General features: G+C 67.0%; 33 protein-coding genes, 2 tRNA genes and 1 pseudogene. 28 read left to right on the top strand and 8 right to left on the bottom strand.

The window, feature by feature from the left end; all coding sequences use genetic code 11:
* Nucleotides 1-172: 172 nt before the first annotated feature.
* The 4 genes from C447_RS16430 to C447_RS16415 all read right to left on the bottom strand — a co-directional run bounded on the left by C447_RS16430 (nt 173) and on the right by C447_RS16415 (nt 3,067).
* Complete coding sequence (locus C447_RS16430; RefSeq protein WP_007695898.1) at nt 173-1,591, bottom strand: sugar transferase; 1,419 nt, start codon at nt 1,589-1,591, stop codon at nt 173-175.
* Between the two features lie 174 nt (nt 1,592-1,765).
* Nucleotides 1,766-2,185, bottom strand: coding sequence for a group I intron-associated PD-(D/E)XK endonuclease (locus C447_RS16425; RefSeq protein WP_237713486.1), 420 nt, complete (start codon nt 2,183-2,185; stop codon nt 1,766-1,768).
* 68 nt (nt 2,186-2,253) lie between these two features.
* Nucleotides 2,254-2,324, bottom strand: a tRNA-Gly gene (locus C447_RS16420).
* 80 nt (nt 2,325-2,404) lie between these two features.
* Nucleotides 2,405-3,067 (bottom strand): class I SAM-dependent methyltransferase, encoded by a 663-nt coding sequence (locus C447_RS16415; protein ID WP_007695895.1) that lies wholly within the window; start codon nt 3,065-3,067, stop codon nt 2,405-2,407.
* Between the two features lie 452 nt (nt 3,068-3,519).
* On the opposite strand from C447_RS16415, the gene C447_RS16410 reads away from it, so the two are divergent.
* The 6 genes and pseudogenes from C447_RS16410 (at nt 3,520) to C447_RS16385 (ending at nt 10,289) form a co-directional block, all read left to right on the top strand.
* Entirely contained in the window at nt 3,520-4,758 is a 1,239-nt protein-coding gene (locus tag C447_RS16410; RefSeq protein WP_007695893.1) for a PstS family phosphate ABC transporter substrate-binding protein, read from the top strand.
* A gap of 42 nt (nt 4,759-4,800) precedes the next feature.
* Nucleotides 4,801-5,883, top strand: coding sequence for a phosphate ABC transporter permease subunit PstC (pstC, locus tag C447_RS16405; protein ID WP_007695891.1), 1,083 nt, complete (start codon nt 4,801-4,803; stop codon nt 5,881-5,883).
* Entirely contained in the window at nt 5,880-7,445 is a 1,566-nt protein-coding gene (gene pstA, locus C447_RS16400; protein ID WP_007695889.1) for a phosphate ABC transporter permease PstA, read from the top strand. Before pstC ends, pstA begins: the two co-directional genes overlap by 4 nt.
* A gap of 2 nt (nt 7,446-7,447) precedes the next feature.
* A pseudogene (locus C447_RS18900) lies at nt 7,448-8,603 on the top strand (phosphate ABC transporter ATP-binding protein).
* A complete protein-coding gene (gene phoU, locus C447_RS16390; RefSeq protein WP_007695886.1) occupies nt 8,603-9,271 on the top strand; it encodes a phosphate signaling complex protein PhoU in 669 nt (222 codons plus the stop codon). Before C447_RS18900 ends, phoU begins: the two are co-directional and overlap by 1 nt.
* A 10-nt stretch (nt 9,272-9,281) precedes the next feature.
* Nucleotides 9,282-10,289, top strand: a complete 1,008-nt coding sequence (locus C447_RS16385; RefSeq protein ID WP_007695884.1) for a phosphate signaling complex PhoU family protein — start codon at nt 9,282-9,284, stop codon at nt 10,287-10,289.
* Nucleotides 10,290-10,306: 17 nt separating this feature from the next.
* On the opposite strand, the gene C447_RS16380 is transcribed toward C447_RS16385, so the two are convergent.
* Nucleotides 10,307-11,119, bottom strand: a complete 813-nt coding sequence (locus C447_RS16380; protein WP_007695882.1) for a helix-turn-helix transcriptional regulator — start codon at nt 11,117-11,119, stop codon at nt 10,307-10,309.
* 271 nt (nt 11,120-11,390) lie between these two features.
* Here C447_RS16380 and C447_RS16375 point away from each other — a divergent pair, with 271 nt between their 5' ends.
* The 5 genes from C447_RS16375 to C447_RS16355 are packed head-to-tail and all read left to right on the top strand — an operon-like array spanning nt 11,391 to nt 14,029.
* Complete coding sequence (locus tag C447_RS16375) at nt 11,391-11,831, top strand: DUF4870 domain-containing protein (protein ID WP_007695880.1); 441 nt, start codon at nt 11,391-11,393, stop codon at nt 11,829-11,831.
* Between the two features lie 7 nt (nt 11,832-11,838).
* Nucleotides 11,839-12,420: a hypothetical protein gene (locus C447_RS16370; RefSeq protein ID WP_007695878.1), complete on the top strand. Its 582-nt coding sequence runs from the start codon at nt 11,839-11,841 to the stop codon at nt 12,418-12,420.
* Nucleotides 12,417-13,283 carry a hypothetical protein gene (locus C447_RS16365; RefSeq protein ID WP_007695875.1) on the top strand — a complete coding sequence of 289 codons (867 nt, stop codon included), beginning with the start codon at nt 12,417-12,419 and terminating at the stop codon, nt 13,281-13,283. Before C447_RS16370 ends, C447_RS16365 begins: the two co-directional genes overlap by 4 nt.
* A gap of 60 nt (nt 13,284-13,343) precedes the next feature.
* The gene (locus tag C447_RS16360) at nt 13,344-13,625 is read left to right on the top strand and encodes an AbrB/MazE/SpoVT family DNA-binding domain-containing protein (protein WP_007695874.1); all 282 of its coding nucleotides are present in this window, start codon (nt 13,344-13,346) and stop codon (nt 13,623-13,625) included.
* Nucleotides 13,622-14,029, top strand: coding sequence for a type II toxin-antitoxin system VapC family toxin (locus C447_RS16355; RefSeq protein ID WP_007695871.1), 408 nt, complete (start codon nt 13,622-13,624; stop codon nt 14,027-14,029). The genes C447_RS16360 and C447_RS16355 overlap by 4 nt, the downstream gene beginning before the upstream one ends.
* Nucleotides 14,030-14,055: 26 nt before the next feature.
* Here the strand turns inward: C447_RS16355 and C447_RS16350 are convergent, their stop codons facing one another.
* From C447_RS16350 to C447_RS16340, 3 genes are all read right to left on the bottom strand, one after another.
* Nucleotides 14,056-14,418, bottom strand: coding sequence for a PIN domain-containing protein (locus C447_RS16350; RefSeq protein ID WP_029602017.1), 363 nt, complete (start codon nt 14,416-14,418; stop codon nt 14,056-14,058).
* Nucleotides 14,418-14,642 carry an AbrB/MazE/SpoVT family DNA-binding domain-containing protein gene (locus C447_RS16345; protein ID WP_007695866.1) on the bottom strand — a complete coding sequence of 75 codons (225 nt, stop codon included), beginning with the start codon at nt 14,640-14,642 and terminating at the stop codon, nt 14,418-14,420. The genes C447_RS16350 and C447_RS16345 overlap by 1 nt, the downstream gene beginning before the upstream one ends.
* Nucleotides 14,643-14,843: 201 nt before the next feature.
* Nucleotides 14,844-14,914, bottom strand: a tRNA-Gly gene (locus tag C447_RS16340).
* Between the two features lie 192 nt (nt 14,915-15,106).
* Between C447_RS16340 and C447_RS16335 the strand changes: the two genes are divergently transcribed.
* Genes C447_RS16335 through C447_RS16255 form a run of 17 tightly spaced genes read left to right on the top strand, consistent with a single transcriptional unit; the run spans nt 15,107 to nt 24,301 of the window.
* Complete coding sequence (locus tag C447_RS16335) at nt 15,107-15,934, top strand: putative RNA uridine N3 methyltransferase (RefSeq protein ID WP_007695865.1); 828 nt, start codon at nt 15,107-15,109, stop codon at nt 15,932-15,934.
* A 17-nt stretch (nt 15,935-15,951) separates the two neighbouring features.
* The gene (locus C447_RS16330) at nt 15,952-16,962 is read left to right on the top strand and encodes a 50S ribosomal protein L3 (RefSeq protein ID WP_007695863.1); all 1,011 of its coding nucleotides are present in this window, start codon (nt 15,952-15,954) and stop codon (nt 16,960-16,962) included.
* Nucleotides 16,959-17,696 (top strand): 50S ribosomal protein L4, encoded by a 738-nt coding sequence (gene rpl4p / locus C447_RS16325; RefSeq protein ID WP_007695861.1) that lies wholly within the window; start codon nt 16,959-16,961, stop codon nt 17,694-17,696. The genes C447_RS16330 and rpl4p overlap by 4 nt, the downstream gene beginning before the upstream one ends.
* A 58-nt stretch (nt 17,697-17,754) precedes the next feature.
* Nucleotides 17,755-18,006, top strand: coding sequence for a 50S ribosomal protein L23 (locus tag C447_RS16320; protein WP_007695859.1), 252 nt, complete (start codon nt 17,755-17,757; stop codon nt 18,004-18,006).
* 1 nt (nt 18,007) lies between these two features.
* On the top strand, nt 18,008-18,721 hold the full coding sequence (locus C447_RS16315) for a 50S ribosomal protein L2 (protein ID WP_007695858.1): 714 nt from the start codon (nt 18,008-18,010) through the stop codon (nt 18,719-18,721).
* Between the two features lie 3 nt (nt 18,722-18,724).
* A complete protein-coding gene (locus tag C447_RS16310) occupies nt 18,725-19,147 on the top strand; it encodes a 30S ribosomal protein S19 (protein WP_007695855.1) in 423 nt (140 codons plus the stop codon).
* 15 nt (nt 19,148-19,162) lie between these two features.
* Nucleotides 19,163-19,630 carry a 50S ribosomal protein L22 gene (locus C447_RS16305; RefSeq protein WP_007695853.1) on the top strand — a complete coding sequence of 156 codons (468 nt, stop codon included), beginning with the start codon at nt 19,163-19,165 and terminating at the stop codon, nt 19,628-19,630.
* Complete coding sequence (locus C447_RS16300) at nt 19,630-20,730, top strand: 30S ribosomal protein S3 (protein ID WP_007695852.1); 1,101 nt, start codon at nt 19,630-19,632, stop codon at nt 20,728-20,730. The genes C447_RS16305 and C447_RS16300 overlap by 1 nt, the downstream gene beginning before the upstream one ends.
* Entirely contained in the window at nt 20,730-20,960 is a 231-nt protein-coding gene (rpmC, locus tag C447_RS16295) for a 50S ribosomal protein L29 (protein WP_007695850.1), read from the top strand. Before C447_RS16300 ends, rpmC begins: the two co-directional genes overlap by 1 nt.
* Nucleotides 20,960-21,265 (top strand): ribonuclease P protein component 1, encoded by a 306-nt coding sequence (locus C447_RS16290; RefSeq protein WP_007695848.1) that lies wholly within the window; start codon nt 20,960-20,962, stop codon nt 21,263-21,265. The genes rpmC and C447_RS16290 overlap by 1 nt, the downstream gene beginning before the upstream one ends.
* On the top strand, nt 21,256-21,687 hold the full coding sequence (locus tag C447_RS16285; protein WP_007695846.1) for a 30S ribosomal protein S17: 432 nt from the start codon (nt 21,256-21,258) through the stop codon (nt 21,685-21,687). The genes C447_RS16290 and C447_RS16285 overlap by 10 nt, the downstream gene beginning before the upstream one ends.
* Nucleotides 21,687-22,085 carry a 50S ribosomal protein L14 gene (locus C447_RS16280; protein WP_007695844.1) on the top strand — a complete coding sequence of 133 codons (399 nt, stop codon included), beginning with the start codon at nt 21,687-21,689 and terminating at the stop codon, nt 22,083-22,085. The genes C447_RS16285 and C447_RS16280 overlap by 1 nt, the downstream gene beginning before the upstream one ends.
* Nucleotides 22,086-22,095: 10 nt before the next feature.
* Complete coding sequence (gene rplX, locus C447_RS16275) at nt 22,096-22,455, top strand: 50S ribosomal protein L24 (protein ID WP_007695842.1); 360 nt, start codon at nt 22,096-22,098, stop codon at nt 22,453-22,455.
* Nucleotides 22,448-23,209: a 30S ribosomal protein S4e gene (locus C447_RS16270; RefSeq protein ID WP_007695841.1), complete on the top strand. Its 762-nt coding sequence runs from the start codon at nt 22,448-22,450 to the stop codon at nt 23,207-23,209. Before rplX ends, C447_RS16270 begins: the two co-directional genes overlap by 8 nt.
* Entirely contained in the window at nt 23,206-23,724 is a 519-nt protein-coding gene (locus C447_RS16265; protein ID WP_007695839.1) for a 50S ribosomal protein L5, read from the top strand. The genes C447_RS16270 and C447_RS16265 overlap by 4 nt, the downstream gene beginning before the upstream one ends.
* Nucleotides 23,721-23,912 carry a 30S ribosomal protein S14 gene (locus tag C447_RS16260; RefSeq protein ID WP_007695838.1) on the top strand — a complete coding sequence of 64 codons (192 nt, stop codon included), beginning with the start codon at nt 23,721-23,723 and terminating at the stop codon, nt 23,910-23,912. Before C447_RS16265 ends, C447_RS16260 begins: the two co-directional genes overlap by 4 nt.
* Complete coding sequence (locus C447_RS16255; protein WP_007695837.1) at nt 23,909-24,301, top strand: 30S ribosomal protein S8; 393 nt, start codon at nt 23,909-23,911, stop codon at nt 24,299-24,301. Before C447_RS16260 ends, C447_RS16255 begins: the two co-directional genes overlap by 4 nt.
* Nucleotide 24,302: the final 1 nt, after the last annotated feature.

The following is a 24,302-nucleotide window of genomic DNA, read 5'->3' as shown; positions in this document are numbered from 1 at the left end:
CCTCGATACTCCGTGGAAATAGGGTTGTCTCGGGAGTGTAATATGGGTTCCGATAAATCAGTATTGGTCTATCATGTAGGTTTGATATATATTGGCACTATCGCGGGACGCTCGTACGGATCCCCGACTCGGGTCGTTTCGAGTCGAAGGCGCTGTCGGACGATTCGAGGCTTCAGACCCGTGTGACCTGCACCAGGTCGGTGACGACCTGCCAGACCTGTCGGATAACGATCTGGAGGTCGAACCAGAACGACTGTTCGTTGATGTATTTGATGTCGTATCGGAACTTCGCCTGGGGGTCGGTGCTCGAGACCCGGTTGATCTGGGCCAGCCCCGTGAGGCCGGGTTTGACGAACCAGCGCTTTCGCCAGGTCCGGATCTCGGCTTCGAGTTTCGGTTCCTCGTCGACCCAGACCGCCCGCGGTCCGACCACGCTCATGTCGCCGACGAGGATCGAGACCAGTTGTGGGATCTCGTCGAAGTGGGTGCGTCGGAGCAGACGTCCGACACGGGTGATCCGCGTGTTCTCGCGGTCGTCTATCGGGGTCGCGTCCTCGCTGTCCGGCACCATGCTCCGGAACTTGAGCACCTGAAACGTCTCGCCGAACTCCGCGGTGCGTTCTTGGGCGTAGAACAGCGGGCCGCCGTCGTCGAGTTTGATCCCGACCGCGATGACGATGATGATGGGGAGGAGCGCGACGAGCCCGACGAACGCGAAGCAGACGTCGAAGGCGCGTTTGACCGCGCGGTCCTGTGGGTCCCAGGGTTCGAGGTTGGTGTCGATGAGCGTCTCCCCGCTCGCCTCGCTCGTGAGGACGCTGTCGGCGTGCTTGCGGTGGACCTTCGCGACCACGCCGTGGGTGTAACACGTCGCGAGCGCACCGAAGAACTCGGTCCGGTCGGAGCGTTCGAACGCGAGCACGGCGGTGTCGATGTTGTGCTCGACCAGCACGTCGTCGAGGTTCGAGAGGCCCCCCAGACACTCGATCCCGTCGAGGCGCGTCCCGATCCGGGTGCCGCCGTCGGCGAGTTCGATCGTCGCTCGACCGGGCCCGGTCTCGTAACGCATTGCGGGCGCGATGTAGCCGATCACCGGGAAGTCGGCGGCTCGGAGCACCTCGTCCATCGCGTCGGGGTCGTCGCCGATGAGGAGCACGCGGTCGGTCGTCGTCTCGGGCCGGCGGCGAATGGCGACGAACCACGCCGGCAGACCGAGACACAACAGGGCCGTCGAGAGAAGCAGGGTCGTCCGCGGCAACCGATAGCTGTAATCGAAGTAGCCGATCGCCGCGAGCGCGAACGCGGCGGTCAGTACCCGCCGGAGCGTGACCGAGACCGTATCCAGGATCCGGCGTGGTTGGGGTTTGAAGAGGGTGACCACGGCGACCAGAACGACCGGAAGCGCCGTCGTGATCGCTAACAGCAGGCTCCGACTCCCGAGCACCGTCGGTGTGAGTCGGTCGAACGGCGGGATCGCCGTCATCGCCGATTGGACGAACGGGTGGTTCGCGACGACGACCGAGAGGACGACGAGGACGCACGTACCGACGCTGCTCGCGATGCGGTACCGCCATCCGGTGTTGTATCCCATGCTGATCCTGACGAATCGAATGAACGAGGGACGGGCGTGGAGATAAGTTTTGTGAACTCCGCTATCGTCCGGACGAACCCCCGAAACGCCCGTCTATCCTGGTTTCGAGCGATGTCGAAGGAGCCTCCTACCGACGAACCATGCGCCAGCCGGGAGTCGAACCCGGACCAGCGGTCACAGCTCGTACTCATCGGCCCATCGAATACCGGGGTGGTCGACCGATGATTCGAATCGGAGAACGACGTTCGCAGCCGGTGCGTCGTCGAAATCGATCCAGTACAGTGTCTCCTTTTCGGGACAGAAAATGAGATATGCATCGACCTCGTTCGCCCCATAGTAGCTATCGTTCGTCCCGGTTGCGTTCGGATTCGAACGTTTCAACGAGCACCGGAGCATTCGCTCGTCGTCGCGGAGCGTCGCGTGTTTGACCTGTATCTTCAGCAGCTCGTCATCGGTATCGAGAACGAGGTCGTATGGACAGTGGCCGGATGTGGGAACCGAGACCCGATAACCCAGCTCCACCAGTTCTGCAATTGCTCGCGTTTCGGCGATGTCCCCTTTCTGCCCGGTGTTCATCGTCGTACCCCTCTCCACCGTCGATTTACTGCGCAATCGCACTTAGTCCTACGGAGACGACAGCGGTCTCCGAAGTGGAACGGTACTGCGCCGGCCGGGAGTCGAACCCGGGCTAATGGCTTGGAAGGCCATTGTCCTACCGCTAGACCACCGGCGCTTATCACGTTCGCACCGTGTCTCGACGGACGGTATCCGCCTCACCACTGGCGCTCCCAACGCCCTTTCCCACCGCGGTCACTAAGTCGGTTTCCCTTCGGCGCGCCCCGCGACGACTCCATAGCAGTTCCCGCGCTCCTCGAACGTCCGCTCGACGTCGAGCCGGCTTCGCTCCAGGTCGGCCGCGAACTCCGCGGGGTCGTAGATGTGGTAGTAGCGGGCCACCGTCTCGCCGCCGGGAAGCGTCCAGTCGACGGTGGTATCGAACCCCTCCTCCCGGTCGAACCGGTCGTGGGTCGTGCTCCACGCGCTGACGAGCGCGCGCCCGTCCGGCGTGAGCACCCGCGCGAGTTCGTCGAGGCTCGCGAGACGCGCATCCCGTGTCGGGAGGTGGTGGACCGCGGCGATGTAGACCGCGAGCCCGACGCTCCGAGTGGCGAGCGGGAGGGCCGTCGCGTCGGCCTGACAGAGCTCGACCGCGAACCCGTGCTCCCGGCGGCGTTCGCGGGCGGCGTCGAGTACGCTGCGGCTCAGGTCGACCCCGACGACCCGCTCGGCGCGACCCGCCATCACCTCGGCGTGGCGCGCGTTGCCACAGCCGAGGTCGAGCCCGGTACCGACACGGTCCGCTCGCTCGATGAACCGCTCGACCGCCGGCCACGGGTGCTCGCGCGTGCGCGAGAAGTGCCCGCCGATACGGTCGTAGGTCTCGCGAACGTCGCGTCGGCTCGGTTCGTCTCGCATCTCGTCCCGCGCTTCGACGTCGGCGGGGTTAACCCATCGGAAACGAGCACCCGATCCGGACCACGGTGTTCGAGCGGGAAACGGCCGTGCCAATCGACGAATCCCCGTCGCCTCGTCCACGCGGGGGAGACGAACAGGGCGTATTCGGTGCAGTCGCTTCACGGTTGCCGAAACCGCTCCCACGCACTACCGAATACTATATAGAAATATAATTACTACATATCCGTGACTCGCCCGGAAGCGAAACGACCGATTCACGAAACGAACGATATTGAAAGTCGGGTAGAGCGGACTAGACGTCACTTTTTGCGCCCACTCGTCTCTGTAGCGAACGATCCGTATAGATCCGAAAGGATCGGGACATAGCGATATGGAGACGAATATACTGGAACGGACCACAATATATATAGAATTCGAAAACACTATATTGTTATCGCGGCCATCATCTGGCGATGACGCGAGAATTCACACGGCGGGATGCCATCGCCACGATCGGAGCCGGGGGCGCCGTCGCGCTCGCGGGGTGTACCGGGGGTTCGGACGGGGGTAACGGGAGTAACGGCAGCGGCGGCGGCAACCAGAGCGGCAACGGCTCGCAGGGCGGGGGCAACTCCTCCGGCGGGAGCAGCGGCCAGCAGGCGAGCCAGCCGCTGACCGCCGACGGTTCCTCGACGGTCTACCCGATCACCAGCAACGGCGCGTCGGTCTGGAACTCGAACCCACCGGCGGGCGACGAGGACTACTGGATGCCGAGCGACTACGGCATCGAGACCGACCTGCCGATGGCGAGCTACTTCGCGAGCGCGTACGGTCTCGACGGGGGCGACAACCAGGGTCAGCCGCCGTACCTCGTCAACGTCGGTCTGAGCCACTCGGGCACCGGTATCGAGAAGCTGATGGACGGCCAGGTTGACATCGGCGACGCGAGCGCGACGGCGAAGGAGGAGCTCCCGGACGCCGACCAGTCGACGCTCGACAAGTTCGTCGACCACGTCGTCGGCGTCGACGGCCAGCCGATCATGGTCAGCCAGGCGGTCTACGACGCCGGTGTCGATACGATCACCGGACCGGAGCTCAAGGGGATCTACAAGGGCGACATCCAGCAGTGGAGCGAGATCGGTGCCTACAGCGGCCCCGAAAAGGAGATACAGGCGATTTGTCGCTCGGAGGGGTCGGGGACCGACACCTCGTTCCGCTCGAACCTCTTCGGGAGCGCGGACGCACCGATCGACGGCTGTGACGCCCGGATCGGCCAGAACCAGCAGGTTCGAACCACGGTCCTCAACTCCGACAACGCCATCGCCTACGCCGCGCTCGCGTTCGTCGGCGGCCAGGCACCCGCGGTCTCGCTCGAAATCGACGGGACGACCTACACGCCGGGCGAGAACCTCGGTGAGCGGGGCTACCCGCTCGCCCGTGACCTGCACTGCTACACCTGGCAGGACACCTCACAGAAGGAAGCCGCCTTCCTTCGGATGCTCCTCAGCCCGTACGGCCAGGAGAACTTCGTCGAGGCGAACGATTACTTCATGCTGCCGGACTCCCGGATACAGGAGGAACTCGGGAAGCTTCCGGAGCCGACCGGCGACTTCAATCTCGGCAGTGCAGCCAACTCCAGTAGCTCGAACGGTTCCAGCGGTTCGAACGGCTCGGCCAGCACGACCGGCATGCCCGGCACGACCAGCGGCTAAGCGGTTCCATACCGACTCAATGTTTTTCATGAACGGAGCAAAATGTCGACGATAGACGAACTCAGACGGTCCCTCGGCTCGGCCGGGACCGACGAGTCGGCCGACTGGAGCGCCCTCGTCGCCGGCGGTATCGGTCTTGTCTGCCTGCTCGGCGCGTTCGGGAGCTTCCTCCTCAACACGGGACTCACCGCGGTGTTCCTGCTCGGATTGGTCCTGGTCGTCGCCTACGGCTGGTACGCCCACCAGGCCGAGACCGCGAAGAGCCTCACGTTCGTCGCGACCGCCTCGACGATCGTGACGATGGGGCTGATCGTCGTGTTCATCTTCCGGGAGGCGCTGCCGATGATCCAACAGGAGGGGGTGAGCCTCGTCACGGACACGTCCCCGCCGCTGTGGGACACCAGCGACGCGGTGTACTCGCTCACCCCGCTGATGTGGGGGACCTTCGTCACGACGGTCATCGCGATGGCGATCGCCGGCCCGCTCGGCGTCGCCGGCGCGCTCTTCATCTCGGAGATCGCGCCGGGCTGGCTCCGGGAGGTCGTCAAGCCCGGCATCGAGATCCTCGCCGGGATCCCGTCGATCGTCTACGGCTTCCTCGGGCTCACGGTCATCAACACCTACTTCGCCGACAGCGACGTCCTCGGTCTGGCGGGGCTCGGGAGCCTCTTCGCCGTCGGCCTGATGATCGGGCTGATGGCGCTTCCTACCGTGGTCTCGGTCGCCGAGGACGCGCTCGCGAGCGTCCCCGAGTCGATGAAGAGCGGCTCGCTCGCGCTCGGCTCGACCGACTGGCAGACGATGACCGACATCACGATCCCGGCGGCCTTCTCGGGGATCTCGGCTGCGGTCCTGCTGGGCGTCGGCCGGGCGATCGGCGAGACGATGGCCGCGACGGTGATGCTCGGCAACATCGTCGAGTTCCCCGACCCGATCTACGACGTCTTCGGGAACTCGATCACGCTCACGAGCGCGATCGCGAGCCAGTACGGTGACGCCGGCGAGGTGCAGCTCACGGCGCTGTTCGCGGCCGGCGTCGTGCTGTTCGTGACCGTGCTCGCCATCTCGGTCGGCTCGCAGGTCATCGAGGCACGGATGGAACACGAACTCGGGGGCCAACGATGAGTGACGCCTACGACCGGCAGCTCGTCAGCGAGGATACAACCGCGTTCGAGCGGTTCTGCGGTGGTATCGTCGGAATCAGCTTTCTGCTGTTCGTCTTCGGGCTGACCACCCTGTTTCAGGTCGCGAGCCTCGATACGCAGATCCTCGGGCTCGAACTGATCCAGTTCTTCGGCCTCGGGCTGACGGTCGTCGGTGTCGCGGTGCTCGGGGTGGGCGCAGCGTCCCGGACCGACACCGTCGACACCATGCCGGGGGATACGTCGGGTATCGGCGTCGCGGTCGGCTTCGGGCTGATCGGGGTCGTCGTCGGCGGTCTCACCGCCTCCCAGACCTTTGGACTGGGACCTTTCGGCTGGCTGCTCGCCGGCGTCGTCCTCGGCGGGGCGATGGCCGCGGTCGCGCTGTTCACCCGCGAGGACGTCGGCTCGACGGTGCTCCCCGGCGGCGTCGCCATCGCGACCGGGCTCGTCCTCCTCTTCGAGGTTATCGGTCCGGAGTGGTCGTGGGCCCCCGGTGACTTCTCGGCGACGTTCAACGCCCTCGTCGTCGTCGCCGTGCTGGTCTCGTTTTCGAGCCTGCTCCTCACCTGGACCGGCGCGAAGGCGTACGCCGGCTTCGGGAGTCGCGGCCGGCAGAACGGGGCGTACCTCCTGATCGGGCTGAACGCGATCACGATGATCGCCGTTCTCCTGTTGCTCGTGGTCTTCGTCTTCTCGAAAGGCTGGCCGGCGCTCACCCGCGGGCTGCAGGTCGGCCCCGGACTCAACCTCGACATCCCGTTCATCATGAACGTCTCGCAGGGGATCTACATCGAGGTTCCCGGCGTGCTCCCGGCGATCATGGGGACCGTGTGGATCATCGTCGGCGCGTCGCTGTTCGCCATCCCGCTCGGGGTCGGTGCGGCGGTCTTCCTCACCGAGTACGCCGAACAGGGCAACTTCACGCGACTCGTCGAGATCACGACCAACGGGCTCTGGAGCACCCCGAGCGTCGTCTTCGGCCTGTTCGGCTACGCCTTCCTGGTGCCCCGCTTCGGGAACAACCAGTCCCTCCTCATCGCGATGTTGGTGCTCGGCTTCATGCTGTTGCCCCTCGTGGTGATCACGAGCCGCGAAGCGCTCAAGAGCGTCCCCGGCGAGTACCGCGACGCGAGCGCGGCGCTCGGGGTGAGCCAGTGGCAGACGATCCGAAGCGTCGTGCTCCCCGCCGCGCTGCCGGGCGTCATCACCGGCGTGATCCTCGGTATCGGCCGGATCGCGGGCGAGACCGCCCCGCTCATCCTCGTGCTCGGGGGAACCCCGTTCCCGAGCACGGTCCCACGGGTGATCGAGGGCTTCGAGTTCACGGCGGCACCGCCGTTCGTCTCGAACGACGTGTTGCTCCAATCGACGAGCGCGCTGCCCTACCAGATATACGCGAGCATCACCGCTGGCGTCGGGACGCAGGACGCACAGGCCTTCGGCTGGGGGACGGCGCTCGTCCTCCTGCTGGTCGTGCTCTCGTTCTACCTCGTGGGGATCCTCGCGCGAAAATACTTCAGCAGGAAACTACGGAGCGACTGACAATGAGCAAGACAACCGAAGAACGCGACGAGACGGCGGAGCAGGTCGAACAGCAACCCGATTCGACGCCGACATCGGGGTCGGGAACCCCGCGGGAATCGACCACCGGAAGTCAGGGGTCGACGTCCCGCACGACGGTCTCGGGCGAGACCGAAGAGGAGACCAGGGAGGAGTGGGTCACCTACGAGTTCGACGGCGCGGCGAAGGTCACGACGACGGACCTCAACGTCCACTACGGCGACGACCACGCCATCAAGAACATCTCGATGGAGATCCCCGAAAAGAGCGTCACGGCCTTCATCGGGCCGTCGGGCTGTGGGAAGTCGACGTTCCTGCGGTGTCTCAACAGGATGAACGACCGGATCCGGGCCGCGAGCGTCGACGGCTCCGTGACGCTCGACGGCAAGGAGATCTACCAGGACGGGGCCAACCTCGTCGAGCTTCGAAAGCGAGTGGGGATGGTGTTCCAGCAGCCGAACCCGTTCCCGAAGTCGATCCGCGACAACGTGGCCTACGGCCCGCGAAAACACNAGTGGGGATGGTGTTCCAGCAGCCGAACCCGTTCCCGAAGTCGATCCGCGACAACGTGGCCTACGGCCCGCGAAAACACGGCGACATCAAGACCGGCCTCCTCGCTCGACTGCTCGACAACGACTCGAAGGCGAAGGAGGACGAGCTGGTCGAGCGCTCGCTCCGGCAGGCGGCGATCTGGGACGAGGTGAAGGACCGGCTCGACGACAACGCGCTCGGGNGAAGGAGGACGAGCTGGTCGAGCGCTCGCTCCGGCAGGCGGCGATCTGGGACGAGGTGAAGGACCGGCTCGACGACAACGCGCTCGGGCTCTCGGGCGGCCAGCAACAACGCCTCTGCATCGCCCGGTGTCTCGCGACCGACCCCGAGGTCATCCTGATGGACGAGCCGGCGTCGGCGCTCGACCCGATCGCCACCTCGAAGATCGAGGACCTGATCGACGACCTCGCCGAGGAGTACACCGTGGTGATCGTGACCCACAACATGCAGCAAGCGGCTCGGATCTCGGACCAGACGGCGGTCTTCCTGACCGGCGGGGAGCTCGTCGAGTACGGCGACACCGACGCGATCTTCGAGAACCCCGAGAGCCAGCGCGTCGAGGACTACATCTCCGGAAAGTTCGGGTGATGGCGCGCGAACGCTATCGGGACCAGCTCGATACGCTCCGCGGCGACGTGCTGTCGATGGCGGAACTGGTCACCGACCGGCTCGAAACGGCGCTCGACGCGCTCGAATCCAGCGACCACGACCGCGCTCGCGAGCTCGTCGGGAGCGACGACGCGGTCAACGAGCGCTACCTCGACATCGAGCGCGAGTGCATCGACCTCTTCGCGCTCCAACAGCCCGTCGCCACCGACCTCCGGTTCGTCGCGGCCTCGTTCAAGATCTGCACCGACCTCGAACGCGTCGCCGACCTCGCGGTGAACCTCGCCGAGTACACGCTGGTGGCCGACCACGCCGAGTTCCCGGGGGTCGACCTTCGGGAGACCGGCGGGGTCGCGGCCGAACTCCTCGACGACGCCGTCACGGCGTACGCCGAGGAGAACGCCTGGGCGTGCCACGAGGTCGCCGACACCGACGACGAACTCGACGCGCTGTGTGAACGGGCCGGGCGGGCGGTGCTCCATGACCTCGTCGAGACCGAGGCCACGACGACGAGGGCGACCGACCGGCTGGTCGAGACCGTCTTCAGCGTCGCGCTCGCGCTCCGCGACATCGAACGCATCGGCGACCACGCCGTCAACATCGCGGCACGAACGCTCTACATGCTCGAAAGCGACGACTCCCTCATCTGAACCAGCAACCATGGAAACACGCAAAGTCCAACTCACGGGCGGTTCGACCTACACGATATCGCTCCCGAAGCGGTGGGCCGACGAACACGGGATCGAGGCGGGCCGGGAGCTCTCGCTCGAACCCAACGGCGACGCTTCGCTCGTCGTCCGGGCTACCGCCCCGCGGAACGACCGCCGGGCCACCGCCCGGATCGGGGTCGACGGCTACACCCACCCGAACCTCCAGCGGACCGTCGAGGCGCTCTACACCGTCGGCTTCGACGAGTTCACCCTCAGTTCGTCGGGTGGCTTCTCGACCGCCGAACGCCGGGCGGTCACCGCCGCGACTGCGAAGCTCGTCGGCCTCGAAGTCCTCGAAGAGACCGACGCCCGGATCGTCCTGACGAACATGCTCGGCAACGACGGCGAGTCGGTCCGCCAGTCGGTGCTCCAGCTCGAATACGTCACGGTCTGGATGCACCGCAACGCCGTGACCGCGGTCGCGAACGCCGACGCCGACCGCGCCGCACAGGTCATCGAGCGCGACGACGAGGCGGACCGGCTGTTCGGGCTGGTGAACCGCCAGTTCCACCGCGCGCTCCGGAGCATGCAGGCCGTCGAGCAGCTGGGCTTCGACCGCCCGACGCTGTTCGCCTACTACACCACCGCCCGCCAGCTCGAACGCGTCGCCGACCACGCCGAACGCACCGCGAGCGTGGCCCGGCGGCTCGAAGACCCGACGGCCGTCGGTTCGCTCGACGACCTCGCGACGGCCGCCCACGAGTCCCGCGAGGTGGTGACCGACGCCGCGAGCGTGCTGTTGGGCGGTGGGTCGGTCGACCAGGCCTACGACGCCTTCACCGCCCGCGACCGACTGCTCGACGACCTCGACCCGCTCGACCGCGCGCTCCACGACGGTTCGGCCCCGGACACCTACCTCCTCGGGCTCGTGCTCGACAGCGCGCGCCGAACCGCCGAGTACGGCGGGAACATCGCCGAGGCGATGGTCCAGCTCTCGGTGCAAGCACAGAACGACTGATCCCACGATATCGACGGTTACGTATCGCCGACGAGCGCCGCCACCGGCTCCAGGTCGGCGAGGTCGGCGTGGTCGGTGAGCTCGGCGGCCTCCTCCCGATAGCTCGTGTAGACCGACTCGGCCCACTCGCGTGCGGCGGGGGCGTCGGTATCGACGTACGTACGGAGGAGTCCCGTCTCGTCGCCGTAGACCCCGACCCCGACCCGGTCGTCGCAGAGGGTCAGCCCGAACGGGAGGTCGTCGTGGACCCGAAGCGAGAGGTTCCCGCTCGCGAAGGCGTGTTCCGCCCGCTCGGGGTTGGTTTCGAGGAGCTCCTCGACCACTTCGGGTGGAAAGACGGCGTCCGTCCGCATCCCGTCGACGATACGCTCGTAGATCTCGTCGAGGTGGAGCGGGTTGATCGAGGCGGGGTCGAGCCCGCGGAGCGTTTCGGTTTCGGCCACCAGCGACATGAACCGGCTCACCGGGCGATACGGGTTGCCGGGTTCGGCGGTCGTCACCGTCGCGTCGGCGAAGGCCGCGATATCGAGACGGACGTCGTGGGCGTCGGCGGCCTCCAGCACCGGCGCGACCGCCCACGCCGTCTCGATGGTCGTCTCGAACTCGACGAGCGTCTCGGTGCTCACCTCGCCCAGCGGGGTGAGCACGAACTCGCCCGCGGACCGCTCGACCAGCCCCTCCTCGCGGAGCGCTCGGGCGAACCGATGGACCGTGGACTTCGACACCCCGAGGTGACGTTCGAGTTCTCGCCGGTCCATCCCCCCGGTCGACCGGAGGGCTTCGAGCACCGGCGCTCGCCTGACGAGGTCGATGAGCCGTTCGGTCTCCATCCTCGACAGTGAATCTCTGTCACAGCATCTTAACTGTTGCTTCAACGAACGTTCGCCATCGAGGGAAGACGGGTCGTGACCGACCGGTGTTCGCCGCTCGGTTCGACGGCCCGACGATGCCCGAACCCGGTGACCGTTTCACGACCTGAAACCGTCCCGTCGACTGAAACCGTGCCGCTCGGAGCCTATAACTGGGATCCGAACCACTCCTCACTCGACGGCGGTCGAGCGGCGGTCGCACGACCGGCCCGGCCGCCACCGGAGCAGACCAATGGCAAGCAGTACCAAAGAATTCGACGGGGAGACCGAGACCACGACCACGGCGGTCGAGAACGAATCCGGACTGGACAGCAACGTCGCCGGGGCGCTCTCGTACGTCTTCGGCTTCGTCTCCGGGCTGATATTCTACCTCATCGAGAAGGAAGACGAGTTCGTTCGGTGGCACGCCGCCCAGAGCATCGCGCTGTCGGCCGTCGTCGTGGCCGTCTCCATCGGGCTGAGTTTCGTCGGCACGGCCATCTCCGTGGCGACGTTCAGCGGGAGTTCCGGGCTGTTCCTCGTCGGGAGCCTCCTCTCGCTCGTCCTCGGGCTGGTCTGGCTCGCGGTCACCGTCGGAGCCGTCGCCGTGTGGCTCTACCTCATCCTCAGGGCCTACCAGGGACGGACGGTCCGTCTCCCGATCGTGGCGACCCTCGCCGACCGGCTGGTGTGAGCGGGCGATGAAAGCGACCGCGCTCGAACCGTTCCTCCCGGCGGCGCTCACCCCGGCCGGGACGACCGCGGACGAGCGATTTCGAACACCCACCACCGTCGAAACCGACGGCGGGTCGAGCGACGAGCCCGAGTTCGCCGTCTACACCGACGACCGGTACGGCTACCGACTCGCGTACCCGGCCGACTGGTCGGTCGAATCCGACCTCTCTGGCGTCGTCCTCGAAAGCCGCCGGAGCGGTGCCGGGGCGGCGGTGTTCGTCGAGACGACCCGGTTCGACCCTGCGGCGTGTGCCGCGACGTTCCTGACCGAACTCGCCGACGACGACCACGTCCACTCGCTCGAACTCCGTAGCCACCGCGAACGGAAGCCGGGGGACGACCACCAGGGCGTCGTCGTCGACTGTACCTACGTCGGGGACTCCGGCGAGCGATGGTGGCTCTCGTACCTCTTCGCTCGGGACGACCGCACCGGCTACACCCTCGGGGTGGACTGGAACGACACGACCGGGTTCGAGGCGACCGCCGAGCGGATCGTCGCCTCGTTCGCGTTCGAACCGCTCGACCGATCACGGAACCCCACTCGATGAGACGACACGCAGTTCAAACGATATTCGTCTGCCTCGTCGTCGTCCTCGCGGGCTGTACCGGCCTCGGCGGCCTCGGCGGCTCGGGGGACGATGGAACACCCACGGCCTCGAACGCCGGATCCGGCGGCGACGGCGGTTCCGAACCCGCCACGAGCGGGGGCGGGAACGCCACGGCCGCCGATTCGGGTTCGTCAAGCGGCTCGGGGACCGATTCGTCCGGCGATGCCGACACCGCTGCGGCCAGTGGTAGTAGTGGTAGTAGCAGTAGTTCGAACGCCGGTGGCGAGAGCGACTCGTCCGGCGATTCGGAGAGCGGCCCGTCGAACGACGGCTCGCTCGACGCCGAGGAGGAGTGGTTCAACCTCTCGAAGCCCGGTCGGTACGTCTTCGAGATCGAATCGGCCGAGGAGGGCACCGGGCGGATGGCCTTCGAGGTCACGGACGTCGAGAACGGCCGGGCGACGGTGACGACCAGCTACAAGCTCGGCGGCGACTCGGCCGAATCGACCGTCACGGGACCGGTCGGCGAGGTCGAATCCCAGCTCGTGACGTCGCCGATCTACGGCTACCTCGTCGCGATCCAGCTCGGCGGCATCGGGGCCGGTGCCGTCGGCGGCGAGGACCTCGCGGTCGGCGACCGGTTCTCCCAGCAGTCGGCCGAGGGGTCGATGGAGATCGAGGTCACCGGCACCGAATCGTACGCCGGCGTCGACTGCTACGTGGTCGAGACGCGGATCAACGGCACCCTCACCCAGGAGGTCTGCACCCAGCAAGCCTTCTCCAGCGCGCCCTACGTCGCCATCTACGACGAGAACGGCTCGCTCGACCAGCGGGTCGAACTCGTCGAGTACGAGCGGGACTGACCACGGGTCCTCCGCTGCCCTCGGAACGGGTGGTCGAACCTTCGAGTAAGGAGAATATTGATGCTCCGTGACGACGAAAACGAGTACGAGATGAGTGTCCACGAGGCGACCGTCACGAGCAAGGGGCAGATAACCATCCCGAAGGCGGTCCGCGACCGGCTGGACCTCGAACGGGGCGAGAGAGTCTCCTTCGAGGTCGCGGAGGACGGCACGGTTCGACTCCGGAAGGAGGACGCGCCGCTCGACGAACTCCGGGAACTCCGTGACGAGGTCGAGTTCACCGAGACCGACATCGAAGCCATGCAACGCGAATCGAAGCGGCGCTGGAGCAGCGTCGAGTGATATTCGTCGACTCGTGGGTCTGGATCGAGTTCTTCGCCGCGGACGACCGCTGGCGCGACGCCGAGGCGGTGCTCGAACGGATCCCCGAACGGGGTGGAGTGGTCGCGACGACGGTTCTGATGGAGGTCCGCTACCGTATCGGCGAGAAGTTCGATGCGGAACGCGCCGAACGAGTGGTCGGAACCATCCAGCGATTCGAGGAGCTGGAGGTGGTGCCGATCACCGCCGACGCCGCGCTGACCGCCGCACGGCTCCGCGAGAAGTACTACCAGCGCGGCGAGCGCGAGCTATCCTACGCCGATGCGATCCATCTCGCGCTTGCGATGATGACCGGCTGTGAAACGCTGTTTTCGGGCGATCCCGATTTCGAGGGACTGGACGAGATCGAGACGGAGGTCATCTGAACAACACCGATCGCTTTCGACCTCGGTCACTCTTCTAATCGGACGCGCTCCGAGAACGGGTCGTATGCCGAGTCGCTCGAAAGGATCGCGTCGTCGCCGGCGGACACGAGATGGAGCGCATCGAGCGGCGTGAGTCCGTGTTCCTCGACGTGGCTCGCCGCCGCGAGGATGGTTTCGACGTCGCCACGAACGTCGACCAGCCGACTCGCGTTCACGACGACCCGTTCGACGTTTCTGTCCTCGCGGTAGGCGACCAGCATGAGTTCGAGCAGGGCGTACTGCGAGGTCCATAGCTCCTCGCGATGTTTCTCGTAAAGTGTCGCGGCCCGCTCTCCGAGCCAGTCGTCTTCCTTGATGAGCGCGAGCAGGAAATCCCCCTCGACGTAGATCACGGGCCGGCCTCGTCGAGCGCCTCGTCTAGTGCCCCCTGTTTTAGCTCCTCGGCGGAAGCGTCTACGTTGCGGAACTCCTCGCGGAGCGCGGCCAGTGGGTCCTCGTCGACGGGGATAAGTACGAGCCGGTCACCGCGGTCGACGAGCTCGAACCGGTCGCCGAACTTCTCCCGGAGGTGTTTCGGGAGATAGACACGGCCGTCCTCTGCGTCCACGTCCATAGGTGAGATAGTGGCTAAACCTCTGTAAACGCTCCGAGAATGGGGCCGTTTTCCCACGATGCGGGTCGAATTGGGAACCTACTGAGCGGTGCCATCTGCTGTCGCTCGTGGCTCTAATAGCGTATGTCGGCTATAATCTACCGTTACAACGTCGCCGTCACCATCACGAAGCGAGCGCTCGTGGAGTTGCGTCGAGAGAAGTGCGCTGGCCGAGATTTGAACTCGGGTTGTGACCATGGCAAGGTCACGTGATACCACTACACTACCAGCGCCCTGCACTCTCAGTATCCCGCTGGAAGGTAAAAGCGTTCCGAATCGAAATCGAATCCCCGGACGGAGAACCCACCACACGGGCTTCGTCGCGCCCTGTGAACGCGGCGCACGCGCCCGCCGAAGCGCTATCCTTTTACGACCCAATACGGTAAAAGCGCCACAGTCTAGTGGCACGGCGCGAAAGCGCCGGCATGACACGTAGCGTACTCGTGCCGTCATCCCTCTGTCGGGAGGCGAGCGACAAACGCGAGGCGACCCACAAGGTCGGCCTCGTGGCTCGTGCGGCCACCGTCTTCCGGGTCGACCGCGTCACGGTCTTTCCGGACGACGGCGGGAACCGACGATGGGGTGGCGGATTCGTCGCCACGGTACTCGCGTACGCCGCGACGGCCCCCTACCTCCGAAAGGAGGCCTGGGGCACGCGCGAGGAATTGGAGTACGTCGGTGTCCTGCCGCCGCTTCGCCCCGTCCCACGGACCGGCTCCGGACCACAGAGTTCGGGGTCGTTAAGACAGGGAATCGTGACCGAGGTCGGCCCTGATGGGCGCGTTCGGGTCAATTGCGGACTGCAACACCCGGTCTCGCTCGTCGTGCCTCCCGGAGTGGAGGTCGGCGAGGGGGAACGCGTGACCGTCAGGATATCTTCGCGAGAACCGGTCCGCGCACGGATCGTCGACGAACCCGCACCCGGGTTCGCCGTCGACCGCACGGACCTCCCGGCGGCGCTCGGCCGTGAGGATGCCGGGCTCCGGGTCGCCACGTCGCGCCACGGCGAGGCGCTGACGGCGGACGGACTCGGAGCACTGGCCGGCGGGCCCGGCGGCGACCTGACAGTCGCCTTCGGGGCCCCCGAACGAGGGCTGCCGGCGATGCTCGGCATCGACGTCGAGTCGGTGACGAGCGCCGAACCGAACGGCGGGTTCGACCGCTGGCTCAACACGGTTCCGAACCAGGGCAGCGAGGTGGTCCGCACGGAAGAGGCCGTGTTCGCGACCCTCGCCTGCCTGACCCTGCCGTAACAGAGGGAACACACAAGATGGTACAACCAAACAGACCACGAAAAGGCTCGATGGGCTACAGCCCGCGAAAGCGCGCGAGCAGCGAGGTCGCGCGCTTCGGGTCGTGGCCCGACGACGACGGACAGCCCGGGCTGCAGGGCTTTGCCGGCTACAAGGCCGGTATGAGCCACGTCGTGATGATCGACGACGCGGCGAACTCGCCACGCGAGGGGATGGAACAGACGGTCCCTGTCACCGTCGTGGAGACGCCCCCGATGCGCGCGGTCGCCCTGCGAGCCTACGAACAGACCCCCTACGGACTTCGCCCGCTCACCGAGACGTGGACCGACGAGTTCCACGCGGACCTAGACAGAGCGCTCGACGTCCCGGACGGCGAATCCGACCCCGAGGCGTTCGAGGAGGCCGTCCAGGACGGCGACGTCTCGGAGATCCGCGCCATCACCCACACCGTTCCGGGCGGGATGGCGAACATCCCGAAGAAGAAACCCGACGTGATGGAGACCCGGATCGGCGGTGGCGACGTCACCGAGCGCGTCGAGTTCGGTCTCGACCTCATCGCCGGCGGCGGCGAACACAACATGACCGAAGTGTTCCGCCCCGGCGAGTACATGGACGCGGCCGGCGTCACGAAGGGCAAGGGCACCCAGGGCCCCGTCAAGCGCTGGGGCGTCCAGAAACGCAAGGGCAAACACGCCCGTCAGGGGTGGCGGCGTCGCATCGGCAACCTCGGCCCGTGGAACCCCTCGCGCGTGCGCTCGACGGTCCCCCAGCAGGGGCAGATGGGCTACCACCAGCGGACGGAGCTCAACAAGCGCCTCGTGAGCGTGGGCGACGGCGACGACGCCAGCGCCGAAGGTGGCTTCGTCGGCTACGGCGAGGTCGACGGCCCCTACGCGCTCGTGAAGGGATCGCTTCCCGGTCCGGACCAGCGACTCGTTCGCTTCCGACCGGCGATCCGACCCGGAGACCAGCCGCGCCTCGACCCCGAGGTCCGGTACGTCTCGACGGCCTCCAACCAAGGACAATGAGTGTAACCAAATTCGACACCGACGGCGAGGACGCGGGCGAGGTCGACCTCCCCGAGGTCTTCGAGACGCCGTACCGCCCCGACCTCATCGCGCGGTCGGTGCGCGCCGCCCAGGCCAACCGGTCGCAGGCCCACGGGGCCGACGACTACGCCGGGATGCGCACGCCCGCCGAATCGATGGGGAGCGGCCGCGGGATGGCCCACGTCCCCCAGTCGAACGGGCAGGCGCGGCGCGTCCCCCAGGCCGTCAGCGGTCGCGCGGCACACCCGCCGAAGGAAGAACAGGACCGTTCGCAGAAGGTCAACACGAAGGAGCGAAAGCTCGCGACCCAGAGCGCCATCGCGGCCACGGCCGACCCCGAACTGGTCGAGGAACGCGGGCACGTCTTCGAGGGCGACCTCCCGCTCGTCGTGAGCGACGAGTTCGAGGAGTTCGAGAAGACCCGCGAGGTCGCCGACCTCCTCGACGCGCTCGGGGTCGCCGGCGACATCGAGCGCGCCGAGGACCGGACGGTGCGGGCGGGCCGCGGGACGACCCGTGGCCGGAAGTACAAACGAGCCAAATCCATCCTGTTCGTCACGAGCGACGAGCCCTCGCGCGCGGCGCGCAACCTCGCCGGGGCCGACGTCGCCACCGCGCAGGAGGTCAACGCGGAGGACCTCGCGCCCGGCACGCAGGCGGGCCGGCTGACGATCTGGACCGAGAGTGCCATCGAGGAGGTGGCCGACCGATGAGGCTCGAAGCACGCGTCGCGCGCTTCGGCCACATCGGTCTCACCCGAGGTGAGACGCGATGAGTGTCATGAAATACCCCTACGTCACCGAGAAGGCGATGAACGAGATGGACTACCGAAACAAGCTCCAGTTCGTGGTGGCGACCGACGCCACCAAGGCCGACGTCAAGTCGGACCTCGAAGAGCAGTTCGACGTCGCCATCACGAAGGTGACCACGCAGGTCACGCCGCGGGGACAGAAGAAGGCGACCGTCACGCTCAGTGAGGACGACGACGCACAGGACGTCGCCTCGCGGCTGGGGGTGTTCTGAGATGGGACGACGGATCCAGGGTCAGCGGCGTGGTCGCGGGACGCCGACGTTCCGCGCGCCGTCACACCGATACAAGGCCGAACTCTCCCACCCGACCGTCGAGGGCGACGACGTCGTCTCGGGCACGGTGGTCGACATCGAACACGACCCCGCCCGGAGCGCGCCGATCGCCGCCGTCGAGTTCGACGATGGCGACAGACGGCTGGTGCTCGCGCCGGAGGGCATCGGCGTCGGCGAGGAGCTCCAGGTTGGAGTCACCGCCGAGATCAAACCCGGCAACACGCTCCCGCTCGCCGAGATCCCCGAGGGGATCCCGGTCTGCAACGTCGAGAGCCACCCCGGCGACGGCGGGAAGTTCGCGCGGTCGTCGGGCGTGAACGCCCAGCTGATCACCCACGACCGCCACGCCGCGGTGGTCGAGCTGCCGAGCGACGAGATCAAACGCCTCAGCCCGCAGTGTCGCGCCACGATCGGCGTGGTCGCGGGCGGCGGCCGGACGGAGAAGCCGTTCGTGAAGGCGGGGAACAAACACCACAAGATGCGCTCGCGCGGGACGAAGTACCCCCGTGTGAGCGGTGTGGCGATGAACGCCGCCGACCACCCGTTCGGTGGCGGTGGCCGCCAGCACCCCGGCCAGCCGAAGAGCATCTCGCGGGACGCACCACCCGGCCGGAAGGTCGGCGACATCGCCTCGCGGCGAACCGGGAGGAAGTAGACCATGAGTTCTGATTACAGAACCGGCCGTGAGGGCGAGTTCACCTACCGCGGCCACACGATGGAGGAACTGAACGCGATGGAGCTCGACGAGGTCGCCGAGCTGCTGCCCGCGCGCAAGCGCCGCAGCATCGAGCGCGGTCTCTCGGTCGAGAAGGAGAAGCTCCTCGAGAAGGCCCGCGAGGCCGACGACGAGACCACCGCGAACGACCCGATCCGGACGCACCTGCGCGACATGCCGGTGCTCCCGGCGTTCGTCGGCAAGACCTTCGCGATCCACAACGGCGAGGACTTCGAGCGGGTCCGCATCGAGCCCGAGATGCTCGGCCACTACCTGGGCGAGTTCCAGCTCACCCGGACGTCGGTCGAACACGGTCAGGCGGGCATCGGGGCGACGCGGTCCTCGAAGTTCGTACCGCTCAAATGATGGGGAACTAACACAATGGGAATCAGCTACAGCGTGGACGCGGACCCGGAGAAGACGGCGAAAGCCATGCTCCGGGAGCGCCACATGAGCCACAAGCACAGCAAGGAGATCGCCCGGGAGATCAAGGGGATGACCATCGCGGACGCCCGCGACTACCTCGAAGCCGTCATCGACGGCACGCGATCGGTCCCGTTCCGGTCGCACAACACCGGTGTCGGCCACCGGAGCGACGTCGACGGCTGGGACGCGGGTCGCTACCCCGAGAAGGCCTCCGGGGCCTTCCTCGACCTGCTCGAAAACGTCGGCGCGAACGCCGAACACGGCGGCTTCGAGCCCGACGCGATGGTCATCAGCCACGTCGCCGCCCACAAGGTCGGCGAGTCCCAGGGTCGCAAACCCCGCGCGATGGGGCGGGCGACCGCCTGGAACACCCCCGAGGTCGACGTCGAGATGATCGTCGAAGACCGGGAGGTCGAGAACTGATGGCGACCGAACAGCAGTTCATCGAGGACGGGATGCAGCGCACCCAGATCGACGAGTTCTTCGCCGAGGAGCTGGGGCGAGCGGGCTACGGCGGGATGGAACTCGCCAAGACCCCGATGGGCACCCAGATCGTCCTGCGGGCCGAGAAACCCGGTATGGTGATCGGCAAGGGTGGCAAGAACATCCGGAAGGTCACCACCGAGCTCGAAGAGCGCTTCGACCTCGACGACCCCCAGATCGACGTCCAGGAGGTCGACGAACCCGACCTCAACGCCCAGATCGTCGCCGACCGGCTGGCGAACGCCCTCGAACGCGGCTGGTACTTCCGGAAGGCCGGCCACACCACGATCGACCGGATCATGGACGCGGGCGCACGCGGTGCGGAGATCACCCTCAACGGGAAGGTGACGGGCGCGCGCTCGCGCGACGAGAAGTTCAACCGGGGCTACATCAAGCACAACGGCGAGCCCTCGAAGGACATCGTCGACCGCGGCAACGGCGTCGCGGTGATGAAGCTCGGGACGATCGGCGTCACGGTGCGGATCATCCCGCCGAACGCCGAGCTCCCCGACGACTTCCGCATCCGCGAGGACGTCGATGTCTCCGACCTCGTGCCCGAGGACATCGAGTCCGGCGACGAGGTCGACGCCCTGCTCGACGAGGGCGAGGGCGAACCCGTCGCGGGCCCCGAGGAGTCCGACTCCGAGGAGGAGTTCGAACTCACCGGCGAGGAGGCCCCCGAGACCGACGACCTCGCCGAGGAGGAGGTCATCGAGGAGGCCGTCGAGACCGAGGAGGGCGCGGCCGAGACCTCGCCCCCCGATTCGGCGGCCGAGCCCGACGTCGACGACGACCTCTCCGAGGAGACCGAGGCCGACGCCGAGGCGCTCCTCGACGAGATGGAGTCGGTCGAAGGGCTGACCGCGATCGACGGCGTCGGCGACGCGAAAGCCGACGCGCTCCGCGAGGCCGGCTTCGAGTCGGTCGAGGACGTCCAGGCCGCGAGCGAGGACGACCTCGCCGAGGCCGAGGGCATCGGCGCGGCGTTCGCCGAGCGCATCAAGCAGGGTGCCGAGGACCTCGTGGAGGCGGAGAACTGATGGCGATCCTCTACGCCGCGGAGATCCGCGACATGACGCCGGCCGAGCGCGAGGCCGAACTCGAGGAGCTCGAAACCGAACTCCTCAACTCTCGGGCTGTCCAGGCGGCAGGTGGCGCACCCGAGGACCCCGGCCGCATCGGGGAACTCAAGCGCACCATCGCACGGCTCAAAACCATCCGCAACGAGGAAGGCGACCTCGACGAGAACGAGGACGAGGAGGCCGCGTGATGGCGGTGACGCCGGAGACGGTCGCGCGACACGAACTCTGCGGGCTTCCCGCGCGAGTGGCGGCGGCCGACGATCCGTCGCTCGTCGGGACTCAGGGTCGTGTCGTGAGCGAGACGAAATCCACCCTCCGGGTCGAGACCGACTCGACGCGGACGAAACAGGTGCCGAAGGCCGGTGCGACCTTCGAGTTCGACCTCACGGGCGAGTCCGAGACCGACTCGGCGTTCGTCACCGTCGAGGGGACTCGACTCCTCGCGCCGCCGGCACGGCGGACCGAACTGAGCAGTGATTCGAAATGGCGTTAGGACTCAACGTAGACGAACCCGAGGCGACCTGCGACGACCCGAACTGTCCGTTCCACGGCACGCTGTCCGTGCGCGGCGGGACGGTCGACGGCGTGGTGGTCTCGACGGACATGGACAGATCGGCCGTCGTCGAACGCGAATACGACGTGGCGGTTCCGAAGTACGACCGAGCGATGAAACGGCGCTCGCGGACGCCCGCGCACGCGCCCGAGTGCCTCGAGATCGAGGTGGGCGAGCCGGTGCGGATCGCCGAGACCCGCCCGCTCTCGAAGACCAAATCCCACGTCGTGGTCGGCCGGATCGACACCGACCGCGACCTCGGCGCGGCCAGCCTCTCGGGTCCCTCGGACGCCGAGAGCGAGGCCGCGATGAGCGACATCGAGGAGAGCGTCGCCGAGGCCGAGGACGGAGGTGAGGCCTGATGGAAGCCCTCTCGGCCGACGTCACGCAGGGTCTCGAGAAGGGCTCGCTGGTGACGTGTGCCGACAACACGGGCGCACGCCAGCTCCGCGTGATCAGCGTCTCCGGCTATCACGGCACCAAGAACCGCCACCCGAAGGCCGGGATCGGCGACAAGATCACGGTGTCGGTGACGAAGGGGACGCCCGAGATGCGCCGGCAGGTGCTCGAGGCCGTCGTGATCCGCCAGCGAAAGCCGATCCGACGACCCGACGGCACCCGCCTCAAGTTCGAGGACAACGCCGCGGTCATCGTCGACGAGAACGAGGACCCCCGTGGAACGGAACTCCGCGGGCCGATCGCGCGCGAGGTCGCCGAACGGTTCGGCTCGATCGCGAGCGCGGCAACGATGATCGTCTAACCACATCGCAATGAGCAAACAACCACACAAACAACGCACACGAACGGAGCGCGCGCCGCTCCACGAGAAGCACCGACAGGTCCGTGCGACGCTCTCGGGCGACCTCCGCGAGGAGTACGGCAAACGGAGCGCCCGCGTCAACGCGGGCGACACCGTGGAGGTCATGCGCGGGGACTTCGCCGGCGAGGAGGGCGAGGTCGTGAGCGTCGACCTCCGGGCCACGACCGTCGACGTCGAGGATATAACCGTCGAGACCGCCGACGGCGAGGACGTCCCGCGCTCGCTCGACGCGAGCAACCTCCGGATCACGGACCTCACCCTCGACGACTCGCGTCGCGAGGACCGACTGGAGGGCGACGACGATGAGTAAGCACCAGAAACGGCTCTCGGTGCCGAACTCCTGGCCGGTCGAGCGAAAGACCGCCACCTTCACCGTCAAGGCCACCGCCGGCCCGCACGGCGAGGACGGGGTTCCGCTCCTCATCCTGCTCCGGGACGTCCTCGGCTACGTCGACTCCCGGAAAGAGGCGCGCTACGCGCTGAACCAGGGCTCCGTGCTGGTCAACAACGAGACTCTCAGCGACGAACAGCGCCCGATCGGGATGTTCGACATCGTCGAGTTCGCCGAGCGCGACGAGCACTACCGGGTGTTCCCCGACGAGGGCGGCCGGCTGGCGCTCACGCCGATCGACGCCGCGGACGCCGACTCGAAGCTCGGCAAGATCGAGGGCAAGCGGCAGGTGCCGGGTGGCAACACGCAGCTCTCGCTCCACGACGGTCGCACCCTCGAGATCGACGAGGGCGACTACGCCGGCAACGACTCGATCGTCGTCGACACCGACAACGAGATCCTCGCGCACTTCCCCTACGAGGAGGGCGCGCTGGTGACCGCCGTCCGCGGGCAGCACGCTGGCGAGATCGGCGAGATCGACGAGATCCAGGTCACGCCTGGAAGCTCGCCGAACAACGTCCTGGTGAGCCAGGACGACGGCGAGGGCTTCGAGACGATCGCCGACTACGTGGTCGTCATCGACGAGAACTTCGTCGAGGAGGACGACGAGGAGACCGTCACCACGACCGGCGAGGACGAGCAGGAAGCCGACGAGGGAGGTGACGACGAGTGAGCGAAGCCGCCGAGTTCCACGAGATGCGCGAACCCGTCGTCGAGAAGGTCGTCGTCCACATGGGCGTCGGCCAGGGCGGGCGCGAGCTCGCGAACGCCGAGGAGATCCTCGAGGCCATCACGGGCCAGGAGGGCGTCCGGACGCGCGCGAACGCCACCGAGCCCGAGTTCGGCATCCGGCAGGGCGACCCGATCGGCGCGAAGGTCACCCTCCGGAGCGAGTCCGCCGAGACGTTCCTCGACACCGCGCTCGACCTCGCCGCGGTCTCGCGCTCGCAGTTCGACCAGACCGGCAACTTCAGCTTCGGCATCGAGGAACACACCGAGTTCCCGAGCCAGGAGTACGACCCGAACATCGGGATCTACGGTCTCGACGTGACCGTTCACCTCGCACGACCGGGATCGCGCGTCGCGAAACGAACCAAGGTCACCCGGAAGCTGCCGAGCCGTCACCGGCTCGACACCGAGGACGCGGTGGCGTTCCTCGAAGCCGAATACGACATGGAGGTACAATGAGCGAAAGCGAAACCGATAGCGGGAACGACGTCGAAACGGGCGAGCACACGGGGAAGCGAACGGGCCAGCTCGAGGCCTGCCAGCGGTGTGGTCGCAAGCAGGGCCTCGTCGGGAAGTACAACATCTGGCTCTGCCGGCAGTGCTTCCGCGAGATCGCCCGCGGCATGGGATTCGAGAAATACCAATGACCGACAACGATCCACTCGCCGACGCCCTCAGCGGTCTCGACAACGCCGAGAGCGTCGGGAAGCTCGATCTGACCGTCCGACCCGCCTCGAACACCATCGGCTCGGTGCTCGAAGTCATCTACGACCGGGGCTACATCTCCGGCTTCGAGTTCCTCGACGACGGCAAGGCCGGGACGTTCGAGGTCGAACTCAACGGTGCCATCAACCGCTGTGGCGTCGTCAAGCCCCGGTACTCCACCGGGGCCGACGGCTACGAGAAGTGGGAGAAGCGGTTCCTCCCAGCGCGGGATTACGGCACGCTGATCGTCACGACGAGCCACGGCGTGATGAGCCACTACGAGGCCCGCGAACAGGGTCTCGGCGGGCAGGTGCTCGCCTACGTCTACTAGA

It is taken from the genome of Halococcus hamelinensis 100A6, from assembly GCF_000336675.1.
Lineage (GTDB): Archaea > Halobacteriota > Halobacteria > Halobacteriales > Halococcaceae > Halococcus > Halococcus hamelinensis.
The sequence above is the reverse complement of the archived record's forward strand: the minus strand, read 5'-3'. Positions and strand labels throughout refer to the sequence as shown.

Coding starts and splice junctions, on each gene's coding strand:
- pstC (WP_007695891.1), top strand. CDS start 4,801: ATGTCGACGATAGACGAACTCAGACGGTCCCTCGGCTCGGCCGGGACC.
- C447_RS16370 (WP_007695878.1), top strand. CDS start 11,839: ATGAAAGCGACCGCGCTCGAACCGTTCCTCCCGGCGGCGCTCACCCCG.
- C447_RS16330 (WP_007695863.1), top strand. CDS start 15,952: ATGGTACAACCAAACAGACCACGAAAAGGCTCGATGGGCTACAGCCCG.
- C447_RS16380 (WP_007695882.1), bottom strand. CDS start 11,119: ATGGAGACCGAACGGCTCATCGACCTCGTCAGGCGAGCGCCGGTGCTC.
- C447_RS16415 (WP_007695895.1), bottom strand. CDS start 3,067: ATGCGAGACGAACCGAGCCGACGCGACGTTCGCGAGACCTACGACCGT.
- C447_RS16260 (WP_007695838.1), top strand. CDS start 23,721: ATGAGCGAAAGCGAAACCGATAGCGGGAACGACGTCGAAACGGGCGAG.
- C447_RS16315 (WP_007695858.1), top strand. CDS start 18,008: ATGGGACGACGGATCCAGGGTCAGCGGCGTGGTCGCGGGACGCCGACG.
- C447_RS16410 (WP_007695893.1), top strand. CDS start 3,520: ATGACGCGAGAATTCACACGGCGGGATGCCATCGCCACGATCGGAGCC.
- C447_RS16255 (WP_007695837.1), top strand. CDS start 23,909: ATGACCGACAACGATCCACTCGCCGACGCCCTCAGCGGTCTCGACAAC.
- C447_RS16430 (WP_007695898.1), bottom strand. CDS start 1,591: ATGGGATACAACACCGGATGGCGGTACCGCATCGCGAGCAGCGTCGGT.
- C447_RS16385 (WP_007695884.1), top strand. CDS start 9,282: ATGGAAACACGCAAAGTCCAACTCACGGGCGGTTCGACCTACACGATA.
- C447_RS16270 (WP_007695841.1), top strand. CDS start 22,448: ATGAGTAAGCACCAGAAACGGCTCTCGGTGCCGAACTCCTGGCCGGTC.
- rpmC (WP_007695850.1), top strand. CDS start 20,730: ATGGCGATCCTCTACGCCGCGGAGATCCGCGACATGACGCCGGCCGAG.
- C447_RS16290 (WP_007695848.1), top strand. CDS start 20,960: ATGGCGGTGACGCCGGAGACGGTCGCGCGACACGAACTCTGCGGGCTT.
- C447_RS16375 (WP_007695880.1), top strand. CDS start 11,391: ATGGCAAGCAGTACCAAAGAATTCGACGGGGAGACCGAGACCACGACC.
- C447_RS16285 (WP_007695846.1), top strand. CDS start 21,256: ATGGCGTTAGGACTCAACGTAGACGAACCCGAGGCGACCTGCGACGAC.
- C447_RS16300 (WP_007695852.1), top strand. CDS start 19,630: ATGGCGACCGAACAGCAGTTCATCGAGGACGGGATGCAGCGCACCCAG.
- C447_RS16310 (WP_007695855.1), top strand. CDS start 18,725: ATGAGTTCTGATTACAGAACCGGCCGTGAGGGCGAGTTCACCTACCGC.
- rplX (WP_007695842.1), top strand. CDS start 22,096: ATGAGCAAACAACCACACAAACAACGCACACGAACGGAGCGCGCGCCG.
- phoU (WP_007695886.1), top strand. CDS start 8,603: ATGGCGCGCGAACGCTATCGGGACCAGCTCGATACGCTCCGCGGCGAC.
- rpl4p (WP_007695861.1), top strand. CDS start 16,959: ATGAGTGTAACCAAATTCGACACCGACGGCGAGGACGCGGGCGAGGTC.
- C447_RS16320 (WP_007695859.1), top strand. CDS start 17,755: ATGAGTGTCATGAAATACCCCTACGTCACCGAGAAGGCGATGAACGAG.
- C447_RS16305 (WP_007695853.1), top strand. CDS start 19,163: ATGGGAATCAGCTACAGCGTGGACGCGGACCCGGAGAAGACGGCGAAA.
- pstA (WP_007695889.1), top strand. CDS start 5,880: ATGAGTGACGCCTACGACCGGCAGCTCGTCAGCGAGGATACAACCGCG.
- C447_RS16280 (WP_007695844.1), top strand. CDS start 21,687: ATGGAAGCCCTCTCGGCCGACGTCACGCAGGGTCTCGAGAAGGGCTCG.
- C447_RS16360 (WP_007695874.1), top strand. CDS start 13,344: ATGCTCCGTGACGACGAAAACGAGTACGAGATGAGTGTCCACGAGGCG.
- C447_RS16365 (WP_007695875.1), top strand. CDS start 12,417: ATGAGACGACACGCAGTTCAAACGATATTCGTCTGCCTCGTCGTCGTC.
- C447_RS16345 (WP_007695866.1), bottom strand. CDS start 14,642: ATGGACGTGGACGCAGAGGACGGCCGTGTCTATCTCCCGAAACACCTC.
- C447_RS16335 (WP_007695865.1), top strand. CDS start 15,107: ATGACACGTAGCGTACTCGTGCCGTCATCCCTCTGTCGGGAGGCGAGC.